This window comes from Streptomyces sp. NPDC029526, assembly GCF_040637405.1.
GTDB lineage: Bacteria > Actinomycetota > Actinomycetes > Streptomycetales > Streptomycetaceae > Streptomyces.
The window spans coordinates 73,087-89,871 of sequence record NZ_JBEZWE010000001.1 but is presented as its reverse complement, the minus strand read 5'-3'; the positions used below and the strand labels follow the sequence as shown (position 1 = coordinate 89,871).

Annotated in this window: 16 protein-coding genes and 2 pseudogenes; 10 read left to right on the top strand and 8 right to left on the bottom strand. The window is 73.4% G+C overall.

From position 1 onward, the window contains the following. Positions 1-71 precede the first annotated feature (71 nt). Both AB0F01_RS00435 and AB0F01_RS00430 read right to left on the bottom strand, forming a co-directional pair. On the bottom strand, positions 72-839 hold the full coding sequence (locus AB0F01_RS00435; protein WP_362088879.1) for a DeoR/GlpR family DNA-binding transcription regulator: 768 nt from the start codon (positions 837-839) through the stop codon (positions 72-74). Between the two features lie 375 nt (positions 840-1,214). After that, on the bottom strand, positions 1,215-2,489 hold the full coding sequence (locus AB0F01_RS00430) for an MFS transporter (RefSeq protein WP_362088878.1): 1,275 nt from the start codon (positions 2,487-2,489) through the stop codon (positions 1,215-1,217). 159 nt (positions 2,490-2,648) lie between these two features. On the opposite strand from AB0F01_RS00430, the gene AB0F01_RS00425 reads away from it, so the two are divergent. Both AB0F01_RS00425 and AB0F01_RS00420 read left to right on the top strand, forming a co-directional pair. Continuing rightward, the gene (locus AB0F01_RS00425) at positions 2,649-3,266 is read left to right on the top strand and encodes a TIGR03086 family metal-binding protein (RefSeq protein ID WP_362088877.1); all 618 of its coding nucleotides are present in this window, start codon (positions 2,649-2,651) and stop codon (positions 3,264-3,266) included. A gap of 38 nt (positions 3,267-3,304) precedes the next feature. Next, a pseudogene (locus tag AB0F01_RS00420) lies at positions 3,305-3,526 on the top strand (NCS2 family permease); the annotation flags it as partial. A gap of 121 nt (positions 3,527-3,647) precedes the next feature. On the opposite strand, the gene AB0F01_RS00415 reads toward AB0F01_RS00420, so the two are convergent. Further along, complete coding sequence (locus tag AB0F01_RS00415) at positions 3,648-4,121, bottom strand: GNAT family N-acetyltransferase (protein WP_362088876.1); 474 nt, start codon at positions 4,119-4,121, stop codon at positions 3,648-3,650. A 247-nt stretch (positions 4,122-4,368) separates the two neighbouring features. Between AB0F01_RS00415 and AB0F01_RS00410 the strand changes: the two genes are divergently transcribed. From AB0F01_RS00410 to AB0F01_RS00390, 5 genes are all read left to right on the top strand, one after another. Next, positions 4,369-5,898 carry an aldehyde dehydrogenase (NADP(+)) gene (locus AB0F01_RS00410; RefSeq protein WP_362088875.1) on the top strand — a complete coding sequence of 510 codons (1,530 nt, stop codon included), beginning with the start codon at positions 4,369-4,371 and terminating at the stop codon, positions 5,896-5,898. A 44-nt stretch (positions 5,899-5,942) separates the two neighbouring features. Next, entirely contained in the window at positions 5,943-6,551 is a 609-nt protein-coding gene (locus AB0F01_RS00405) for a DUF1349 domain-containing protein (RefSeq protein WP_362088874.1), read from the top strand. Between the two features lie 74 nt (positions 6,552-6,625). After that, positions 6,626-7,186, top strand: a complete 561-nt coding sequence (locus AB0F01_RS00400; protein WP_362088873.1) for a GNAT family N-acetyltransferase — start codon at positions 6,626-6,628, stop codon at positions 7,184-7,186. A gap of 62 nt (positions 7,187-7,248) precedes the next feature. Next, on the top strand, positions 7,249-7,971 hold the full coding sequence (locus AB0F01_RS00395) for a DsbA family oxidoreductase (RefSeq protein WP_362088872.1): 723 nt from the start codon (positions 7,249-7,251) through the stop codon (positions 7,969-7,971). Between the two features lie 309 nt (positions 7,972-8,280). After that, entirely contained in the window at positions 8,281-9,333 is a 1,053-nt protein-coding gene (locus AB0F01_RS00390; RefSeq protein WP_362088871.1) for an aminotransferase class V-fold PLP-dependent enzyme, read from the top strand. Between the two features lie 94 nt (positions 9,334-9,427). Here AB0F01_RS00390 and thpD read toward each other — a convergent pair whose 3' ends face one another. The 5 genes from thpD to AB0F01_RS00365 form a co-directional block, all read right to left on the bottom strand. After that, complete coding sequence (thpD, locus tag AB0F01_RS00385; RefSeq protein WP_362088870.1) at positions 9,428-10,339, bottom strand: ectoine hydroxylase; 912 nt, start codon at positions 10,337-10,339, stop codon at positions 9,428-9,430. A gap of 7 nt (positions 10,340-10,346) precedes the next feature. Further along, positions 10,347-10,745: an ectoine synthase gene (locus tag AB0F01_RS00380; protein WP_164336476.1), complete on the bottom strand. Its 399-nt coding sequence runs from the start codon at positions 10,743-10,745 to the stop codon at positions 10,347-10,349. A gap of 37 nt (positions 10,746-10,782) precedes the next feature. After that, on the bottom strand, positions 10,783-12,054 hold the full coding sequence (ectB, locus tag AB0F01_RS00375; protein WP_362088869.1) for a diaminobutyrate--2-oxoglutarate transaminase: 1,272 nt from the start codon (positions 12,052-12,054) through the stop codon (positions 10,783-10,785). 221 nt (positions 12,055-12,275) lie between these two features. After that, the gene (gene ectA, locus AB0F01_RS00370; RefSeq protein WP_362088868.1) at positions 12,276-12,782 is read right to left on the bottom strand and encodes a diaminobutyrate acetyltransferase; all 507 of its coding nucleotides are present in this window, start codon (positions 12,780-12,782) and stop codon (positions 12,276-12,278) included. Positions 12,783-13,209: 427 nt separating this feature from the next. After that, positions 13,210-14,328: an aminotransferase class V-fold PLP-dependent enzyme gene (locus AB0F01_RS00365; protein WP_362088867.1), complete on the bottom strand. Its 1,119-nt coding sequence runs from the start codon at positions 14,326-14,328 to the stop codon at positions 13,210-13,212. A 149-nt stretch (positions 14,329-14,477) separates the two neighbouring features. Between AB0F01_RS00365 and AB0F01_RS00360 the strand changes: the two genes are divergently transcribed. The 3 genes and pseudogenes from AB0F01_RS00360 to AB0F01_RS00350 all read left to right on the top strand — a co-directional run. Further along, on the top strand, positions 14,478-15,575 hold the full coding sequence (locus AB0F01_RS00360; protein ID WP_362088866.1) for an amidohydrolase family protein: 1,098 nt from the start codon (positions 14,478-14,480) through the stop codon (positions 15,573-15,575). A gap of 145 nt (positions 15,576-15,720) precedes the next feature. Continuing rightward, complete coding sequence (locus AB0F01_RS00355; protein ID WP_362088865.1) at positions 15,721-16,239, top strand: hypothetical protein; 519 nt, start codon at positions 15,721-15,723, stop codon at positions 16,237-16,239. A 15-nt stretch (positions 16,240-16,254) separates the two neighbouring features. Further along, positions 16,255-16,473 (top strand): annotated as a pseudogene (locus AB0F01_RS00350) (IS5/IS1182 family transposase); the annotation flags it as partial. Between the last annotated feature and the right edge of the window lie 312 nt (positions 16,474-16,785).

Here is a 16,785-nt window from a genome sequence, read left to right as displayed (position 1 = left end):
GGGCGTACTGCGGGGACGGTGTGGGGAGTTGTGGTCGTGAGCGCGTGCGGTGGGTGCGTGCGGTGCGGCCGTCAGACGCGGACGACCTGCGGCCCGAGCAGCGCGTAACGGTGCGCCTCGGACGCCGGGAGCAGGGTGCTGGTGACGATCGCGTCCAGGTCGCCGATCCCGGCGAACCGGCAGAAACTGACCGCCCCGAACTTGGTGTGGACGCCCGCGAACACCACACGCCGTGCGGACCGGACGGCCTGTGCCTTGACGTCACCGACCGCCGGGTCGGGCGTGGTCAGGCCGTGTTCGCGGGAGATCCCGTTGGCGCCGATGAACGCCAGGTCGATGACGAAGCCGGAGAGCATCTTCGTCGTCCAGTGGTCCACGGTGGCGAGGGTGCCCGAGCGCACCCGGCCGCCGAGCAGCAGGACGGTCGCTCCGGTCTCGGCGAGCGCGCCCGCGACCGGCAGGGAGGCGGTGACCACGGTGAGCGGCCGGTCGGTGGGCAGGGCCTCGGCGATGAGCTGCGGGGTGAAGCCCTCGTCGACGAAGACCGTCTCGGCGTCCCCGAGGAGTTCGGCGGCGGCGGCCGCCACCCTGCGCTTCTCGGGGACGTGGCTGGTGGCGCGGAAGGCGAGGGTCGTCTCGAAGCCGGCGCTCTCCACGGGGTAGGCGCCCCCGTGGGTGCGGCGCACCAGCCCGTGGTCCTCCAGGGCCCGCAGGTCCCGCCGCACCGTCTCCTTGGCCACGCCCAGGTCGGCGGCGAGCACGGTCACGTCGACCGAGCCGGTGGCGCGCGCCAGCCGCACGATCTCGCGCTGGCGCTCCTCGGCCGTCCACTGCCCCATGGACCGACCACCTGCTTCCTGATCTCGCTGCCCGTTCGGGCCCGGTTCGGCCCTTGCAGGATGTTGTACAGCGGGCCCATGGTTCTGACCAGGCTTGTTATCGCTTCGTTCCTGCCCGCTTGTGCCCGTTCCGCTCGGCCTGTGCCCGCCTCGGACCTGCAGGGGGGCGGCGCGGAACGTGAGAACGGGCGTCGTGCGTGCCCGAACGGGGTGGCGGGCGAGCCCGTTCGGTGCCCGCGCCCCTCCGCCGGCGTCCCTTTTTCGCCTCCGGGCGGGCCGGGTGGCCCGATCCCGACGGTCCCGGGCCGACGGTGCGGCCGGGCCGGCGGACCGCTGCCGAAGGCGGGGACGCGCCGGGCCGCACGGCCCCGGGCGTCACCCCTGCCGCTCCGTCCCCCGCGCCTGCGGTGACGGCCCCGGGTCGGCCGGCCCGGCTCCCGCCCGGCTCCGGGACAGCGCCACCGCCACCCCCACCAGGGCGAGCCCCGAGACCACCAGCGGCACCCGGTGTCCGGCCGGTCCGACCAGCGCCGCCCCGCCCGCCAGCCCGAGCACGTTCGGGGTGAACACCAGCGTCTGGGCGGTGGCGGTGACCCGGCCCAGCAGCGGGCCGGGCGTCTCGCGCTGCACGGCGGTCAGCGCGGCCACCAGCACGGCGGGCAGACCCGCCCCGATCGCCAGGCTGCACACCAGCGCCGACGCGTCGTCCGGCACGGCCCGCAGCGACACCGCCGCGCCCAGCAGTGCGATCCCGCAGGCCGCGAACCGCCGTTCGCCGACCCGGCGCAGGAGGGGGCCCGCCGACAGGCCGAGCACCACCGACCCCGCGCCCTGCACGGCGTACAGGACACCGGCGTACGCGGGGGAGCGGCCCAGATCCTCGACCACCGCGTACACCAGCGCCCCGCTGAGGCCCGCGCACAGCATGGTGGCGCCGCCCGCCGTCACCAGCGGGCGCAGTCCGGGGTGCGACCACAGGTGACGGGCGCCGTCCACGGTCTGCCGCCAGGTACCCGCCGACGGCCGTACGGGCCGCTCCTCCCGCACCCGCAGCAGTGCGTACAGGACCACGGCGAGCAGGAAGGTGGCGGCGTCCAGCAGGGCGACGCCCGGCCCGCCGTACGCGGTGTACAGGCCCGCGCCCGCGAGGGGCGCCAGGAGCTTCATGCCCTCGCCGGCGGTGGTGCGCAGGCCGTTGAAGTCACCGAGCAGGGACCCGTCGACGGCCGTGGCGACCAGCGCCGACTCGGCCGCGTCGTGGACGACGCCCGCCGCGCCGTACACGAACAGCACCGCGTACAGCAGCCACAGGCCGTGCGGTGAGTCCACGCGGAGGAGGGTCGTCAGCAGTCCCGCCATCAGCAGGCTCGCCGCGATCAGCAGCGGCTTGCGGCGGAACCGGTCCGCGAGCGTGCCCAGCAGGGGGCCCACCAGGACGGGGGCCCACAGGGCGAGCATGCACAGCGCGGCCAGCCCGTCCGATCCGGTGAGGTCCTTGACCCACACCCCGGAGGCGAGCCACAGCGCCGACGTGCCGAAGCCCGACACCACCACCCCGGCGAGGCAGAGCCCCGCGTTCCTGTCCCGCAGCAGGCGTGCCGCGGCCCCGCCCCGGCCGTCCACCGCCGGGTCCGTTCTTCCGGTCGTCATGACCGGTCATCCTGGGACCCGGGGGACCGGGCGCACATCGGGCAGATGCCGGGTCTCCGGGGGCGGCGAGCGATGAGTCCGGACGGCGGGACCGGTCTTCCTCCTCAGAGGCGGCGGCATCCGCCGCTGCCCGGACGGTCAGGACCTGAGGAGCACCCGATGACCGACACCCCACTCGACCTCGGACCGCAGGCGCGGATCGTGGCCTGCCTGGCCGAGGACGTCACCGAGGACCAGCTGACGGACCGCACCCCGTGCCCCGACTACCGGGTGAGCCATCTGCTCGGCCATCTGACCGGGCTGGCCGTCGCCTTCCGTGACGCGGCCCGCAAGGACCTGGGCGGGACCACCGACACCGACCCGGGGAGCACCCTGCCCGGCATCGGGCCGGACTGGCGCCGGGACCTGACCGAGGCGCTGCACGACCTCGCCGAGGCGTGGCGGGACCCGGGGGCGTGGACCGGCACCACCCGGGCCGGCGGGGTGGACCTGCCGGGCGAGGTCGCCGGTGCGGTCGCCGTGGACGAACTGCTCCTCCACGGCTGGGACCTGGCCCGCGCCACCGGCCGCGACTACGCACCCGACCCGGCCGCCCTGGCGGCGTCGCACGCCTTCCTACGGGCCGCCGCGGAGGAGTCGGGCGGCGCGGGCAACGGCATCTTCGGCCCGGTCGTGTCCGTACCGGCCGATGCCCCGCTGCTGGACCGGACGGTGGCCCTGAGCGGCCGCGACCCGGGCTGGACACGGCCCGGAGGCACTCCGCAGGCGCGTCCGTAGGGTCTCTCGTCGTCGGCGTGAGCGGGGAGGCCGGGCTGCTCCCGGCGTGCCTCACCGTCGCCGGCGTGCCGTTCACGTACTCGATCACCAACGGCATCGCCGCAGGCGTCTTCGCCTGTGTGGCCGTCAGGACCGTGCTCGGCCGGGCCCGGGAGGTGCACCGGCTGCTGTGGGGGACCTCGGCGCTGTTGCCGGTGTACTTCGCGATCGACCCGACCGAGCAACTGCTGGGCGTGAAGCAGCCGCGGGGCGTGTGTTGAGGGCAGGGAGCGGGCCGCCCCCCGGGGGGAGGGGGGCGGCCCGTCCGTCCCTACAGACGGCGGCGGGGCCGCGAAGGTTCATCCGCGCGCCCAACTGCCCGGCCGAACGGCAACGGTCGCGTCACCGGCCGAGCGTGAGGACCAGTTCCTCGATCTCCGCTCCGCGCGCCGGCGCGTAGCCGGTGGCCCGGGCGGACACCTCGAAGCCGCACTTGCGCAGCACCCGCAGCGAGGCCGCGTTGTCCGCGGCCACGCGCGCGAACAGCGGGCGTTCGTCCACCTCGGCGAGCAGGGCGCGCAACGCGGCGGTGGCGATGCCCCGTCCCCAGTACGCGCGGTCGATCCAGTACGTCACCTCGCGCTCGCCGGGCTCGCCGTACACCGCGGCGCTGCCCAGCACGTCACCGTCGCCCAGCACGGTGCGCACGTCGACCTGGTCGGACGCGCGGATGCGTGCCCAGTGCGCCTCGAACGCGTCCCGGTCGGCCGGGTTCTCGGGGGTGAAGGCCGCCATGTGCAGCGCCTCCGGGTCGTTCGACTGCCGGAAGAAGACCGGCAGGTCGCTGTCGTGGACCGGGCGCAGGGACACGTCCATGGTGTACGGAACCTCCGGGTGGCCAGGGTCGCGGGTGTGCGGGTGTGCGGTGCGGGACGGCCACCGGGTGGCGGGGCAGCCCGACGGCGGCCATGGCTTCGACCCCTTCGCCGCCGGGAGGCTGAAGTTATAGTCTCCGACAACAGTTCATCATTCTGGACGACGTTCAGTATATCGAACAGAGCCGGCCCGAAGGCGTCGTCCCTACTGCGGCAGTGAGAGCGGCAGTCGAGTGGAGGGATCCGCGGTGGCAGCAGCACCAGTGTGGAGTGTCGACCCCCGAACCGGTAAGCAGCGGGAACAGGTTGCGGTGGAGGCGACGCCCCAGGAGGTGGACTCCGTCGTCCGCGCCGCGCACGCGGTGCGCGGCGCGCTGACCGACCGCACCGTCCGCGCGGCCTTCCTGCGCGCCGCCGCCGAGGAACTGGAGGCGGCCCGGGACGCGCTCGTGGAGACCGCGGACGCCGAGACGGCACTCGGCCCCGTCCGTCTCACCGGTGAACTCGCCCGCACCTGCTACCAGTTGCGGGCCTTCGCCGACATCGTCGACGAGGGCGCCTTCCTCGACGTGGTCGTCGACCACCCCGACGACACCGCCACGCCCCCTGTTCCCGACCTGCGCCGCTACAAGGTGCCGCTGGGCGTCGTCGCCGTCTACTCCGCCTCCAACTTCCCCTTCGCCTTCTCCGTCCCCGGCGGCGACACGGCGAGCGCCCTCGCGGCCGGCTGCCCCGTCGTCGTCAAGGCCCACCCCGACCATCCCGCCCTGTCCGAACTGGTCGCCGCGGTCCTGCGCCGCGCCGCCGCCCGGCACGGCCTCCCCGGGGACGTCGTCGGACTGGTGCACGGCTTCGACGCCGGCGTCGAGCTGGTCCGGCACCCGCTGGTCACCGCGGCCGGCTTCACCGGCTCGGTCCGCGGTGGACGCGCCCTCTTCGACGCGGCGGCGGCCCGCCCCGTGCCGATCCCCTTCCACGGCGAACTCGGCTCGCTGAACCCGGTCGTCGTCACCGAGGCCGCCGCCGCCGAGCGGGCCGAGGCGATCGGCGCGGGCCTCGCCGGATCCATGACCCTGGGCGTCGGCCAGTTCTGCGTGAAGCCCGGCCTCGTGCTGGTCCCGGCGGGCGGGGCGGGCGACCGTCTCGTGAAGTCCCTGACCGACGCCGTCAGCGCCACCGAGGCCGGCGTCCTGCTCGACCACCGCATGCGGGACGCCTTCCTCGCCGGCGTCACCGAGCGGGCCCAACTGCCCGACGTGCAGACCCCGGTGACCCCGGGCGCGGGCGGCGAGCACACCGTCGTCGCGGGCTTCCTCACCGTCCCGGCGGGCCGGCTCGCCGCGGACGGCCCGCACGACCTGCTCCTGGAGGAGTGCTTCGGCCCGGTCACCGTGGTCGTCCGGTACGAGGACGAGACCGAGGTGCGGTCCGTGCTCGGCCGGCTGCCCGGCAACCTCACCGCGACCGTCCAGCTGTCGGAGGGGGAGGCCCGCGGCGAGGGCCGCGGCGCCGAGCTGCTGGCGGAACTGACCCCGCTCGCCGGACGCGTCCTGGTCGACGGCTGGCCCACGGGAGTCGCCGTCGCCCCCGCCCAGCACCACGGCGGCCCCTACCCGGCGACCACCTCCACCTCCACCTCCGTCGGCGGCACCGCCATCGAGCGCTGGCTCAGGCCGGTGGTGTACCAGAACACCCCCGAGGCCCTGCTGCCGCCGGAATTGCGCGACGACAACCCGCTCGGGCTGCCCCGCCGCTTCAACGGGACGCTGGAGCGCTGACCTCCCGCGCGGCGGGCGGGCAGGAGACCTGGCAGACTCCGGCGATGGACCTGACTCTGCCCGAACTCCCCTTCCCGCTGCGCGCCTACGGCCCCGACGGCGCCTGGGCCCACGCGGACGGCGTCCTCACCGGACGGGCCGGTCCGCGCCAGGACCGGTTCGTCCCGCCCACCGGCGAGGCCCTGGACCCGGCCGCCGACGCACCGCGCCTGCTCGGCGCGCCCGAGGGGGACTTCCAGCTCATCGCCCGCGTCACGGTGGGCTTCGCCGCCGCCTTCGACGCGGGCGTGCTCTACGTCCACGTGGGGCAGCGGGCCTGGGCCAAACTGTGCCTGGAGTACTCCCCGGACGTCCCGACCGTCTGCACGGTGGTCACCCGGGGCCACTCGGACGACGCCAACTCCTTCACCGTGGAGGGCAGTTCGGTGTGGCTGCGGGTGAGCCGCACCGGCCGTGCCTTCGCCTTCCACGCCTCCCGGGACGGGGAGCGGTGGACCTTCGTCCGGCTGTTCACCCTCGGTGACGCGGACCGGTCGGGGGCGGCGCTGGTCGGCTTCCTGGCCCAGTCCCCGACGGGCGAGGGCTGCGCGGTGACCTTCGACCACCTCGCCTTCCGCCCGCACTGGCCCGAGGACCTGCGCGACGGCAGTTGAGCCCGGCGGCCCCGCTCCCGCACCCGCTCCCGCCTCGGGGCAACCACCCCGGGGCCCGGAGCGTCCTCCCTCTCATGATCGAACCGCACCGGACCGCCGCACTCCCGCTGCTCGTCAGAACGGTCCTGCCCGACGAGGCCGACCACGTGGCCGCACTGCACCACCGGGCCCGGTCGACGTACTACCCCGACGGTCTCCCGCAGGACGGCACCGACTGGCCGGCCCGCTGGCGGGAGGCGATCGGCCGGCCCGACGGCACCGTGCTGTGCGCGGTGCGGGACGGGTGCCTGGTGGGGATCGCCTCCTTCCGCGTCCCGGAGGGCGGCCCCGCGGACACGGTGAAGCTGTTCCAGTTCCACGTCGAGCCGGACCGCTGGGGCAGCGGCGTCGGCACCGCCCTGCACCGTGCCTGCGCGGAGCAGTGGTACGCCGACGGCCGCCGGACCGCCGTGCTGGACGTGCACGCCGACAACCACCGCGCCCGCCGCTTCTACGCCCGCCACGGCTGGACCCCCGACCCCCGGCAGCCGAGCGCCGCGGACGACCACCACCTCCACCTGTGCCTCCTCGTGCCCGCACCGGCCCGGGGAGGCGGCGCGGGCGGGTCCGGTCCGGGAATGAACCCCACTGGTTGAATGTTCACGCGGTCGACGGAGGGAGTCTCCGTCCCCCGTACGACGTGGAGAGTGTCTGCCCGATGCGTGTCGAGATCTGGTCCGATATCGCCTGCCCCTGGTGCTATGTCGGCAAGGCCCGCTTCGAGAAGGCGCTGGCCGCCTTCCCGCACCGTGACCATGTCGAGGTCGTGCACCGTTCCTTCGAACTGGACCCGGGCCGCGCCAAGGACGACATCGAGCCGGTGCTGACCCTGCTCACCCGCAAGTACGGCATGAGTGAGGCACAGGCGCAGGCCGGCGAGGAGAACCTGGCCACCCAGGCCGCCGCCGAGGGCCTGCCCTACCGCACCCGCGACCGCGACCACGGCGGCACCTTCGACATGCACCGCCTGCTGCACCACGCCCGCGCCGAGGGCCGCCAGTCCGAACTGCTCGACGCGCTGTACCGGGCCAACTTCGCCGAGGAGCGGTCCGTCTTCGACGACGACGAGCGCCTCGTCGAACTCGCCGTCGCCGCCGGGCTCGACGCGGACGGCGCCCGCCAGGTCCTCGCCGACCCGCAGGCGTACGCCGACGAGGTCCGCGAGGACGAGCGGGAGGCCGCGCGGCTCGGCGCCCGCGGGGTGCCGTTCTTCGTCCTGGACCGCGCCGTCGGCGTCTCCGGGGCCCAGCCCGTCGAGGTCTTCACCCGCGCGCTGACCCAGGCCTGGGGCGACCGCAGCCCCCTGCGGAGCGTCGCCGGCCAGGACGACGCGGACGGCGCCGTCTGCGGCCCGGACGGGTGCGAGGTCCCGCAGCGCTGAACCGGGCCCCCGGCGGCACCCCTCACCGTCGGGGACGCACGGACCGTACGGCACCCCTCACGGGCCGGGGACGCAGGAACCGCCCGGCACCCACCCACCGCCCGGCCGGGCACGGACCGTCCGGCACCCTCCCCGCCGACCGACCGACCGACCGGCCGACCGGCCGGCCGGGCACACCCGGACCGTCCCCACCCGCGCCCGCCGCGGGTGGGGACCCCGCAGGTCAGGACGCACGTATAAGCGGTCCTTGGCAGTACCGTGCAGAAACCGGCGATGGACGGGGAGATCCGGACGCCGCACAGTGGACGGATGGAGACCTTCGAGAGCCTCGTCCGCGCCGAGTTCGCCCCGGAGCACACCTACCTCAACACCGCGAGCAACGCCCTCCTGCCGGCCCGCACCGTGGCCGCGCTCGCCGAAGCCGCCCGGATGCGGGCGGGGGGCCGGTCCCTCGGCCCGCTGTACGAGGACGTCGAGGCGTCCCGCTCGGCCTACGCCCTGCTGGCCGGTGTCCCCGTCGAGCGGGTCGCCACGGGCTGCACGGCCGCCCTGTACACCGCGCTGGTCGCGGCCTCGCTGCCGCCGGGCGCCGACGTGCTGACCGCCGAGGACGACTTCGCGTCCGTCGTCAACGCCTTCCACGTCCGCGGCGACCTCAAGGTGCGCGCCGTGCCCCTGGAACGGCTCGCCGACTCGGTGCGGCCGGACACCGCGCTGGTCGCGGTCAGCGCCGTGCAGTCCGCCGACGGCCGGATCGCGGACCTGCCCGCGCTGCGCGAGGCGGCCCGCGCCCACGGGGCGCGCACCTACGTCGACTTCTCCCAGGGCGCCGGCTGGCTCGACATGGACGCCGGTGCCTACGACTACAGCGTCTCGATCACCTACAAGTGGCTGCTCGGCCCGCACGGCGCGGCGTTCCTGGTGGTGCCGGAGGACTTCGGCGACCTGCGCCCGGTGCAGACGAGCTGGGTGGGGGCGGAAGTGCCGTGGGAGAGCTGCTACGGGCCGGTCACCCGACCGGCCCGCTCCGCCCGCCGGTTCGACACCAGTCCTGCCCTGTTCACGTTCGCCGGACTGCGCCCCTCCCTCGAACTCGTCGCGGAGGCGGGCGTGGACGCCGTGCGCGCCCACGACCTGGCCCTGGCCGACCGGTTCCGCGCGGGACTCGCCGAGGCCGGGCACACGCCGGTGCCCGCGCCCGGCTCACCGATCGTGTCGGTGCCCGGACTCGGCCACCGGCAGGCGGAGCTGGCGGAGTCGGGCTTCCAGGTGTCGGACCGCGCCGGTCACCTGCGGGCGTCCTTCCACCTCTACAACACGGCCGCCGACGTGGACCGGCTGCTGGACGCGCTGACCGGCTGACCGCACGGCAGCGGGCCGGTGCCTCCCAGTCCCACACCAGGAGGCCCGGCCCGCAGTCCCGGGTGCCGGCCGCGTCGGCGGACCGGCGTACCGCCTACTTCACCGGGGTGAAGTCACGCGCCCCGATGAACTCGGGACGCCGCACGGGAGCCGCGAAGGGCTCCACCGCCGTGTTCTCGACGCTGTTGAACACGATGAACACGTTGCTGCGCGGGAACGGCGTGATGTTGTCCCCGGAGCCGTGCATGGCGTTGCAGTCGAACCAGGTCGCCGAGCCGGCCTTGCCGGTGAACAGCTTGATGCCGTGCTCCGACGCCATCGACGTGAGCGCCTCGTCCGACGGGGTGCCCGCGTCCTGCATCTGCAGCGACTTCTTGTAGTTGTCCTTCGGGGTCTCCCCGGCGCAGCCGAGGAACGTCTTGTGCGACCCCGGCATGATCATCAGGCCGCCGTTGGTGTCGAAGTTCTCGGTCAGCGCGATGGACACGGACACCGTCCGCATCCGGGGCAGACCGTCCTCGGCGTGCCAGGTCTCGAAGTCCGAGTGCCAGTAGAAGCCACTGGCCCCGAAGCCCGGCTTGACGTTGATCCGCGACTGGTGGACGTAGACGTCCGAGCCGAGGATCTGGCGGGCCCGGCCGACGACGCGCTCGTCGCGCACCAGGCGCGCGAACACCTCGCTGATCTTGTGGACCTCGAAGACCGAGCGGATCTCCTTGGACTTCGGCTCCACGATCGACCGCTCGTCGGCCCGGATGTCCGGGTCGGTCACCAGCCGGTTGAGCTCGTTCTGGTAGACGGCCACCTCGTCCGCACCGATCAGTTCGTCGATGGCGAGGAAACCGTCCCGCTCGAACGACCCCAGCTCGGCCGGGGCGAGCGGCCCGGGCGCGTCGGGGGCGCCCCAGACGACCGGGTCCTGGCGCGGGGTGAGCACCTCGGTGGTGCCGCGCGTCGGATAGAGGTCGGGGACCTGGGTGGGGCTGGGAGTGGTCGCGGTGGTCATGTGAACCTCACACCTCCTCGGTGAGCAGCGGATAGACGCCGTTCTCGTCGTGGTCCTCCCGTCCGGTGACGGGCGGGTTGAAGACACAGATGCAGTGGAAGTCCTCCTTGACCTTGAGCGTGTGCCGCTCGTGGCCGTCCAGGAGGTACATGGTGCCGGGCGTGATGGTGTACGTCTTCCCGGTCTCCCGGTCGGTCAGCTCGGCTTCGCCCTGGGTGCAGACGACGGCCTCGATGTGGTTCGCGTACCACATGTCGGTCTCCGTACCCGCGTACAGGATCGTCTCGTGCAGGGAGAAGCCGACCTTCTCCTTGGCGAGGACGATGCGCTTGCTCTCCCACGTGCCCGACGCCGATTTCACGTGCCGGTCGGTGCCTTCGATCTCCTTGAACGAACGGACGATCACGGTTCTGCGATGCCTCCTAGGCTGTGGTGTGTGTGGGTCAGGCGGTTTCGCGGACGGCACGGGCGAGCGTCGTCAGACCCTCGTCCAGCTCGTCCGGGGTGATGGTCAGGGCCGGCAGCAGCTTCGCCACCTCGCTCTCGGGGCCGGACGTCTCGACCAGCAGCCCGAGCTCGAACGCCCGCTGGGCGACCTTCCCGGCGCGGTCCTTGTCGTGGAACTCCAGGCCCCAGACCAGTCCGCGGCCGCGGTACTCCTTGACGTCGGCGAGGTTCTCCTCGGTGATGGAGATCAGCGCCTGCTCGACCTGCTCGCCGCGCGAACGGGTCTGCTTCTCCATCGCGGACCCGTCGGCCCAGTACGCCTCCAGGGCCGCGGTGGCCGTGACGAAGGCGGGGTTGTTGCCGCGGAAGGTGCCGTTGTGCTCGCCCGGCTCCCAGACGTCCAGCTCGGGCTTGAACAGGGTCAGCGCCATGGGCAGGCCGTAGCCGCTGATCGACTTGGACACGGTGACGATGTCCGGCGTGATGCCCGCCTCCTCGAAGGAGAAGAAGGCACCGGTGCGGCCGCAGCCCATCTGGATGTCGTCGACGATCAGCAGCATGTCCTGGCGCTCGCACAGCTCGGCCAGGGCGCGCAGCCACTCGGGCCGGGCGACGTTGATGCCGCCCTCGCCCTGCACGGTCTCGACGATCACCGCGGCGGGCTTGTTGAGGCCGGAGCCCTGGTCCTCCAGGAGACGCTCGAACCACAGGAAGTCCGGGACCCGGCCGTCGAAGTAGTTGTCGAACGGCATGGGGGTGCCGTGGACCAGCGGGATGCCCGCGCCGGCCCGCTTGAAGGCGTTGCCGGTCACGGCGAGCGAGCCCAGCGACATGCCGTGGAAGGCGTTGGTGAAGGACACGATCGCCTCGCGGCCCTTGACCTTGCGGGCCAGCTTCAGCGCGGACTCCACGGCGTTGGTGCCCGTGGGGCCCGGGAACATGACCTTGTAGGGCAGGTCGCGGGGGCGCAGGATCCAGTTCTGGAAGGACTCCAGGAAGGCCCGCTTGGCCGTGGTCGACATGTCCAGGCCGTGCGTGACGCCGTCCCGCTCCAGGTAGTCGATCAGGGCGCGTTTCAGGACGGCGTTGTTGTGGCCGTAGTTGAGTGAGCCGGCTCCGGCGAAGAAGTCGAGGTACTCGTGGCCGTCCTCGTCGTACATGCGGCTGCCGTGCGCACGGTCGAAGACGGTGGGCCAGCCGCGGCAGTAGCTGCGCACCTCGGACTCAAGGGTCTCGAAGACGCTCAGGTCGGGCTGGGTGATGGTCACGACGAATCGCTCCTCGGTGGCGTGGGAGGTCAGAGGGAGTCGGGCGGTCGGCCGGCCGCTCGGCCCGTGGGGCCGGGGCGGCCCGCCGCATCGATCGGGCCGGCTGGGCGGCGCGTGATCGACAGGTCGGAGGTGACCTTTTCGGTGGGTTTCGGTCGGTTCGGATCGTGTGCGGCCGGACCGGCCGGCGCGGCGGTGGGCCGGCCGGACCGGTCGGCCGGTCAGTCCGCGAGAGGTCCGATGCGGTACAGCACCTCGGGGTCGTGCGGTCCGTCGGGGAACTGTCCGGCCTCGAACAGCACCTCGCGCTCCAGCGGAGCGCCGTGACGCTCGGCGAACGCGGTGAACAGGCGCTCGGAGGCGGTGTTGCCCGGCGTGATGGTGGTCTCCACGGTCGTCACCCCGCGCTCGGCCGCGGTCCTGGCGGCCAGGCTGTCGAGCATCGCCGCGGCCAGGCCCCGGCCGCGGTGCGTGCCGTCGACCGCGACCTGCCAGACGAGCAGGGTGTGCGGGCTGTCGGGGCGTACGTATCCGGTGATGAAGCCGATCGGCTCGCCGTCGTCGTCGCGGGCCACGGCCGAGGTGGCGGCGAAGTCCCGGCACCACAGCAGATAGCTGTACGACGAGTTCAGGTCGAGGACCTTCGAGTCCCTGGCTATCCGCCACAGCACGGCTCCGTCCGCCACGGTCGGGCGGTCGATTTGCAGGTCTGCTTGTGCGGCAGTCATGCGAATTGAATTTACCGAGGGAAATTCAAAATTGCATCGCCCGATGGGGTTACGTACGGGCTTGATCTGTGTTATCACGCGGGCACGTGGGGACGCGCGAGCTGTGCCCGACCTGTCCCGGTTTCGACCGGAAATAAGCCGCATACCGGGCGACCTGTGAAGCCGGTCACAAGTATGTAACTCCCGTGACCGGTGTCCGGATTACGTCGTTTTCCGTTCTCGGAATCGTTGCGTTTAGGCCCGGGAAAAGCGGGCAGAAGAAGATGGGAAGCTGCTCTGGAATGTAATCGCGGTATAAGCAGGAGAATGTGCTGGAGATTGCGTGTTCAGCATTTCCTATTATCCCTCCGATTCGCGTTCCGGTCACCGCGCGGACACGCTCCGGAAGGGTGGCGGACGGCGGAACCGGCCCGCCACCCGCCCTTGCTCACCCCTCCGCCGGCCCGGACCGGCCCGCCTCCTCGGCCGCGCGCAGCGCCTCGCCCAGGCGCACCGGGACGCCCCGCTCCGTGAGCGCGGTGGCCAGCGCCGTCAGCGCGGCACGGACCACGCCCGGCGTCGCGTCGGGGCCGTAGTGGTTGACCCGGATCATCTCCCCGGCCAGCGCCCCGCCGCCCGCGCTCAGCGGCACCCCGGGATCGGCCGCCAGCGCACGGGCCACCAGTTCCGAGGCCACCGTGCCGGACGGCGCCCGCAGGGTCGTCGCCACGGGAGCCGCCTCCGCCGCGTCGTGCACGTACGGCTCCAGACCGCCGCCCAGCGCGAGCGCCCCCGCACGGGTGGCCGCGGCCACCGCCGCGTGCCGCGCCGTCACCGCGTCGAGCCCGGCCGCCTCGATGCTCTCCAGACACGCCTCCAGCGCCAGCATCTCCAGCTGCGCGGGGGCGTGCGGCAGCGCCCTGCGCCCGGCGTCGACCCAGCGCTCCTTCCAGTCCAGCAGGGACAGGTACGAGTGGCGCGGCGCCCCCGGGTTGGCCGCCATCCGCGCCCACGCCCGCTCGCTCACCGACACCGCCGACACCCCGGCCGGACCGCCCATCGCCTTCTGCGCGCCGATCACGCACAGGTCCACGCCCCAGGCGTCCACCAGCACCGGCTCCGCGCCGACCGAGGCCACCGCGTCCAGGTAGAACAGGGCGCCGTGCTCCCGCACCACCGGACCGATCTCCGCGACCGGGTTGGTGTTCCCGGTCGCCGCCTCGGCGTGCACCAGGGACACGAAGTCGATCTCCGGGTTCCGCGCCAGGGCCTCCCGGATCTGCCCGGCCGTCACCGCCGTGTGGAACGGCACGGCCAGGTCGATCACCGTGGCACCGCAGTCCCGCAGCCAGTCGCCGAAGGTCTGCCCGTAGGGGCCGGTGACGACGTTCAGGGCGGTCGTCGAGGGCCCCGCGGTCCCGCGGATCGCGGCCTCCAGCGGCAGCAGCGCCTCGCCCTGCATGATCACGACGTCCTGCCGGGTGCCCAGCAGCCGCGCCACCCGCTCCTCGATCGAGGCGAAACGCGCGGCGCTCAGCGGGGCCAGGCCGAGGAGGGGATGGGTCACTTCGGTGCTCTCTTCACTTCGCGGACGGCACGCCTGCGGCACGGGGACGCGGTACGGCGCACGACGGGTGCCATCGACTGTAACCGCACTCCACAGCCCGCCCGGCCGGGGGTTTCTCGCCCCCGGCGGCCCTGATTAGGGTGCGGGGCATGAGCGAACGCGCGGTGCTGCACGTGAAGGGGCGGATCCTCGCCGGGCCGGACGAGGACCGGGTCCACGACGAGCTGTGGGTGGTCGACGGGCGCATCACCTACGACCGCCCCGCCGGCGCCCACGACGTCCGCACCGTCGAGGGGTGGGCGCTGCCCGGACTCGTCGACGCGCACTGCCACGTCGGCCTCGACCGGCACGGCGCCGTCCCCGACGAGGTCGCCGAGAAGCAGGCGCTCACCGACCGCGACGCCGGCGCCCTGCTGCTGCGCGACGCCGGTTCGCCCTCCGACACCCGCTGGGTCGACGACCGCGACGACCTTCCGAAGATCATCCGCGCCGGCCGGCACATCGCCCGCACCCGCCGCTACATCCGCGGCTACGCCTGGGAGGTCGAGCCCGAGGACCTGGTGGCGTACGTCGCCCAGGAGGCCCGGCGCGGGGACGGCTGGGTGAAACTGGTCGGCGACTGGATCGACCGCGACCTGGGCGACCTGTCGGCCTGCTGGCCGCGCGGCGCGGTCGAGGCCGCCATCTCCGAGGCGCACCGGCTAGGCGCCCGGGTCACCGCGCACTGCTTCGCGGAGGACTCCCTGCGGGACCTCGTCGAGGCGGGCATCGACTGCGTCGAGCACGCCACGGGCCTGACCGACGAGACCATCCCGCTGTTCGCCGAGCGGGGCGTCGCGATCGTGCCGACGCTGGTCAACATCGCCACCTTCCCGGACCTCGCCGACGGCGGGGAGAGCAAGTTCCCCCGCTGGTCGGCCCACATGCGCCGGCTCCACGAGCGACGCTACGAGACCGTGCGTGCGGCCTACGACGCAGGCATCCCGGTCTTCGTCGGCACGGACGCGGGCGGCACCCTCCCGCACGGCCTGGTCGCGGAGGAGGTCGGCGAGCTGGTCCGCGCGGGCATCCCGCCCGCCGACGCCGTCGCGGCCGGCACCTGGGCCGCCCGGGACTGGCTCGGACGCCCCGGCCTCGACGAGGGCGCCCCGGCGGACCTGGTCGTCTACGCCTCCGACCCGCGCCAGGACGTCCGCACCCTCACGGACCCGCTCCGGGTGGTGCTCAACGGGAACGTGGTCGCCTAGGAGGTGTCGTCGAAGTGCCACGCTCACGTCAGGAGCGAGGCGCACGGCTGCTGGTAGAACTGGGGCGTGCCCGCTCCGGAGCCGGCACGGACGACTCTCTTGCCGGCGACCCCCCCCGGCCCCGGCCTTCACCATGGAGCCCGCTGTGCGCCTGCGGACAGGTACCACCCGCCCGATATCCGTGCTCCTGGCGACCGCGCTCGCAGCCGCGACGCTCACCGGCTGCACGTTGCTGGAACTCGCCGGCGGTTGCGAGGGGACCGACGACCGGGTGAAGGAGATGGCGACGCTCGACATCCTCGACTCCCGGCCCGACGGGGCCGCCGTCGCCCGGGGCTTCGAGCAGGTGGACGCCGGCTGCTGGGCGGACAGCGGCGATGTCGTGGTGTACGCCGGCCGGACGTACACCTTCCCCGGCACACGGGACGAAGTGACCGCGCACTACCGGACAGAGGCGGTACGGGACGGATGGAATCCGGACCCCGAAGCCTCGCCCGGCGACCTGTGCTTCACCAGACAGGGCATGGCCCTGTCGATCGTCTTCCTCACCGCCGAGCGCCTCGCGGAGGACGGTCACGGAAGCCGCCCCGACCTCACCACCGGGGCCGGTTACTCGGTCAACGCCGACTCGTACGTGAACAGCGGCACCGAGGCCGGTTGCTAGGTTCCGTCGTCCATGCGATCTCGATCGGACGCGGCCGGGGACGTCGACTGGCTGGTGTCGGTCGACTCCGGCATCGTCCGGGCGCATCAGCACGCAGCCGGTGCGCCAAAAAGGCGGCACCGCAGCCCGGTGCCCGGATGCTCCAGAGGCGCTCTGACCAGCAAGACTCATCTGGCTTGCGACGGTCTGGGCCGCCCGCGCGCTCCGGTGGTCATGGGTGGCAACACCAACGACTGCCCGAGCAGCCGGCACCCTCGCCCCACTCCTGATGTGGGCGTGCCCCTGTGACGACAACTCCTGGCGCGGGACGGGCACGGCCACCCGCCCGGCGGCCTCCGTCCCCGAGGCCGCCGGGCCTCCGTCCTGCTGCTCCGCCCTGCTCCCTCCCGCACCGAGACACGCCACCGTTCACCACCCCGCGCTCGCCCGCACGGGCGTATGTGAGGCACGGCCGGGGAACAGCCGTACTCCCGTAATCGAATGAATCCGCTAAACATCCCCGAAGGGGTGAAGTGTCCGAGGTTTGCTGACGGCCCGGGGCCGGTG

Bases quoted from the DNA above. Each gene is read 5' to 3' on its own strand.
- AB0F01_RS00435 (WP_362088879.1), bottom strand. From the start codon at position 839: ATGGGGCAGTGGACGGCCGAGGAGCGCCAGCGCGAGATCGTGCGGCTG.
- AB0F01_RS00430 (WP_362088878.1), bottom strand. From the start codon at position 2,489: ATGACGACCGGAAGAACGGACCCGGCGGTGGACGGCCGGGGCGGGGCC.
- AB0F01_RS00425 (WP_362088877.1), top strand. From the start codon at position 2,649: ATGACCGACACCCCACTCGACCTCGGACCGCAGGCGCGGATCGTGGCC.
- AB0F01_RS00415 (WP_362088876.1), bottom strand. From the start codon at position 4,121: ATGGACGTGTCCCTGCGCCCGGTCCACGACAGCGACCTGCCGGTCTTC.
- AB0F01_RS00405 (WP_362088874.1), top strand. From the start codon at position 5,943: ATGGACCTGACTCTGCCCGAACTCCCCTTCCCGCTGCGCGCCTACGGC.
- AB0F01_RS00400 (WP_362088873.1), top strand. From the start codon at position 6,626: ATGATCGAACCGCACCGGACCGCCGCACTCCCGCTGCTCGTCAGAACG.
- AB0F01_RS00395 (WP_362088872.1), top strand. From the start codon at position 7,249: ATGCGTGTCGAGATCTGGTCCGATATCGCCTGCCCCTGGTGCTATGTC.
- AB0F01_RS00390 (WP_362088871.1), top strand. From the start codon at position 8,281: ATGGAGACCTTCGAGAGCCTCGTCCGCGCCGAGTTCGCCCCGGAGCAC.
- thpD (WP_362088870.1), bottom strand. From the start codon at position 10,339: ATGACCACCGCGACCACTCCCAGCCCCACCCAGGTCCCCGACCTCTAT.
- ectA (WP_362088868.1), bottom strand. From the start codon at position 12,782: ATGACTGCCGCACAAGCAGACCTGCAAATCGACCGCCCGACCGTGGCG.
- AB0F01_RS00360 (WP_362088866.1), top strand. From the start codon at position 14,478: ATGAGCGAACGCGCGGTGCTGCACGTGAAGGGGCGGATCCTCGCCGGG.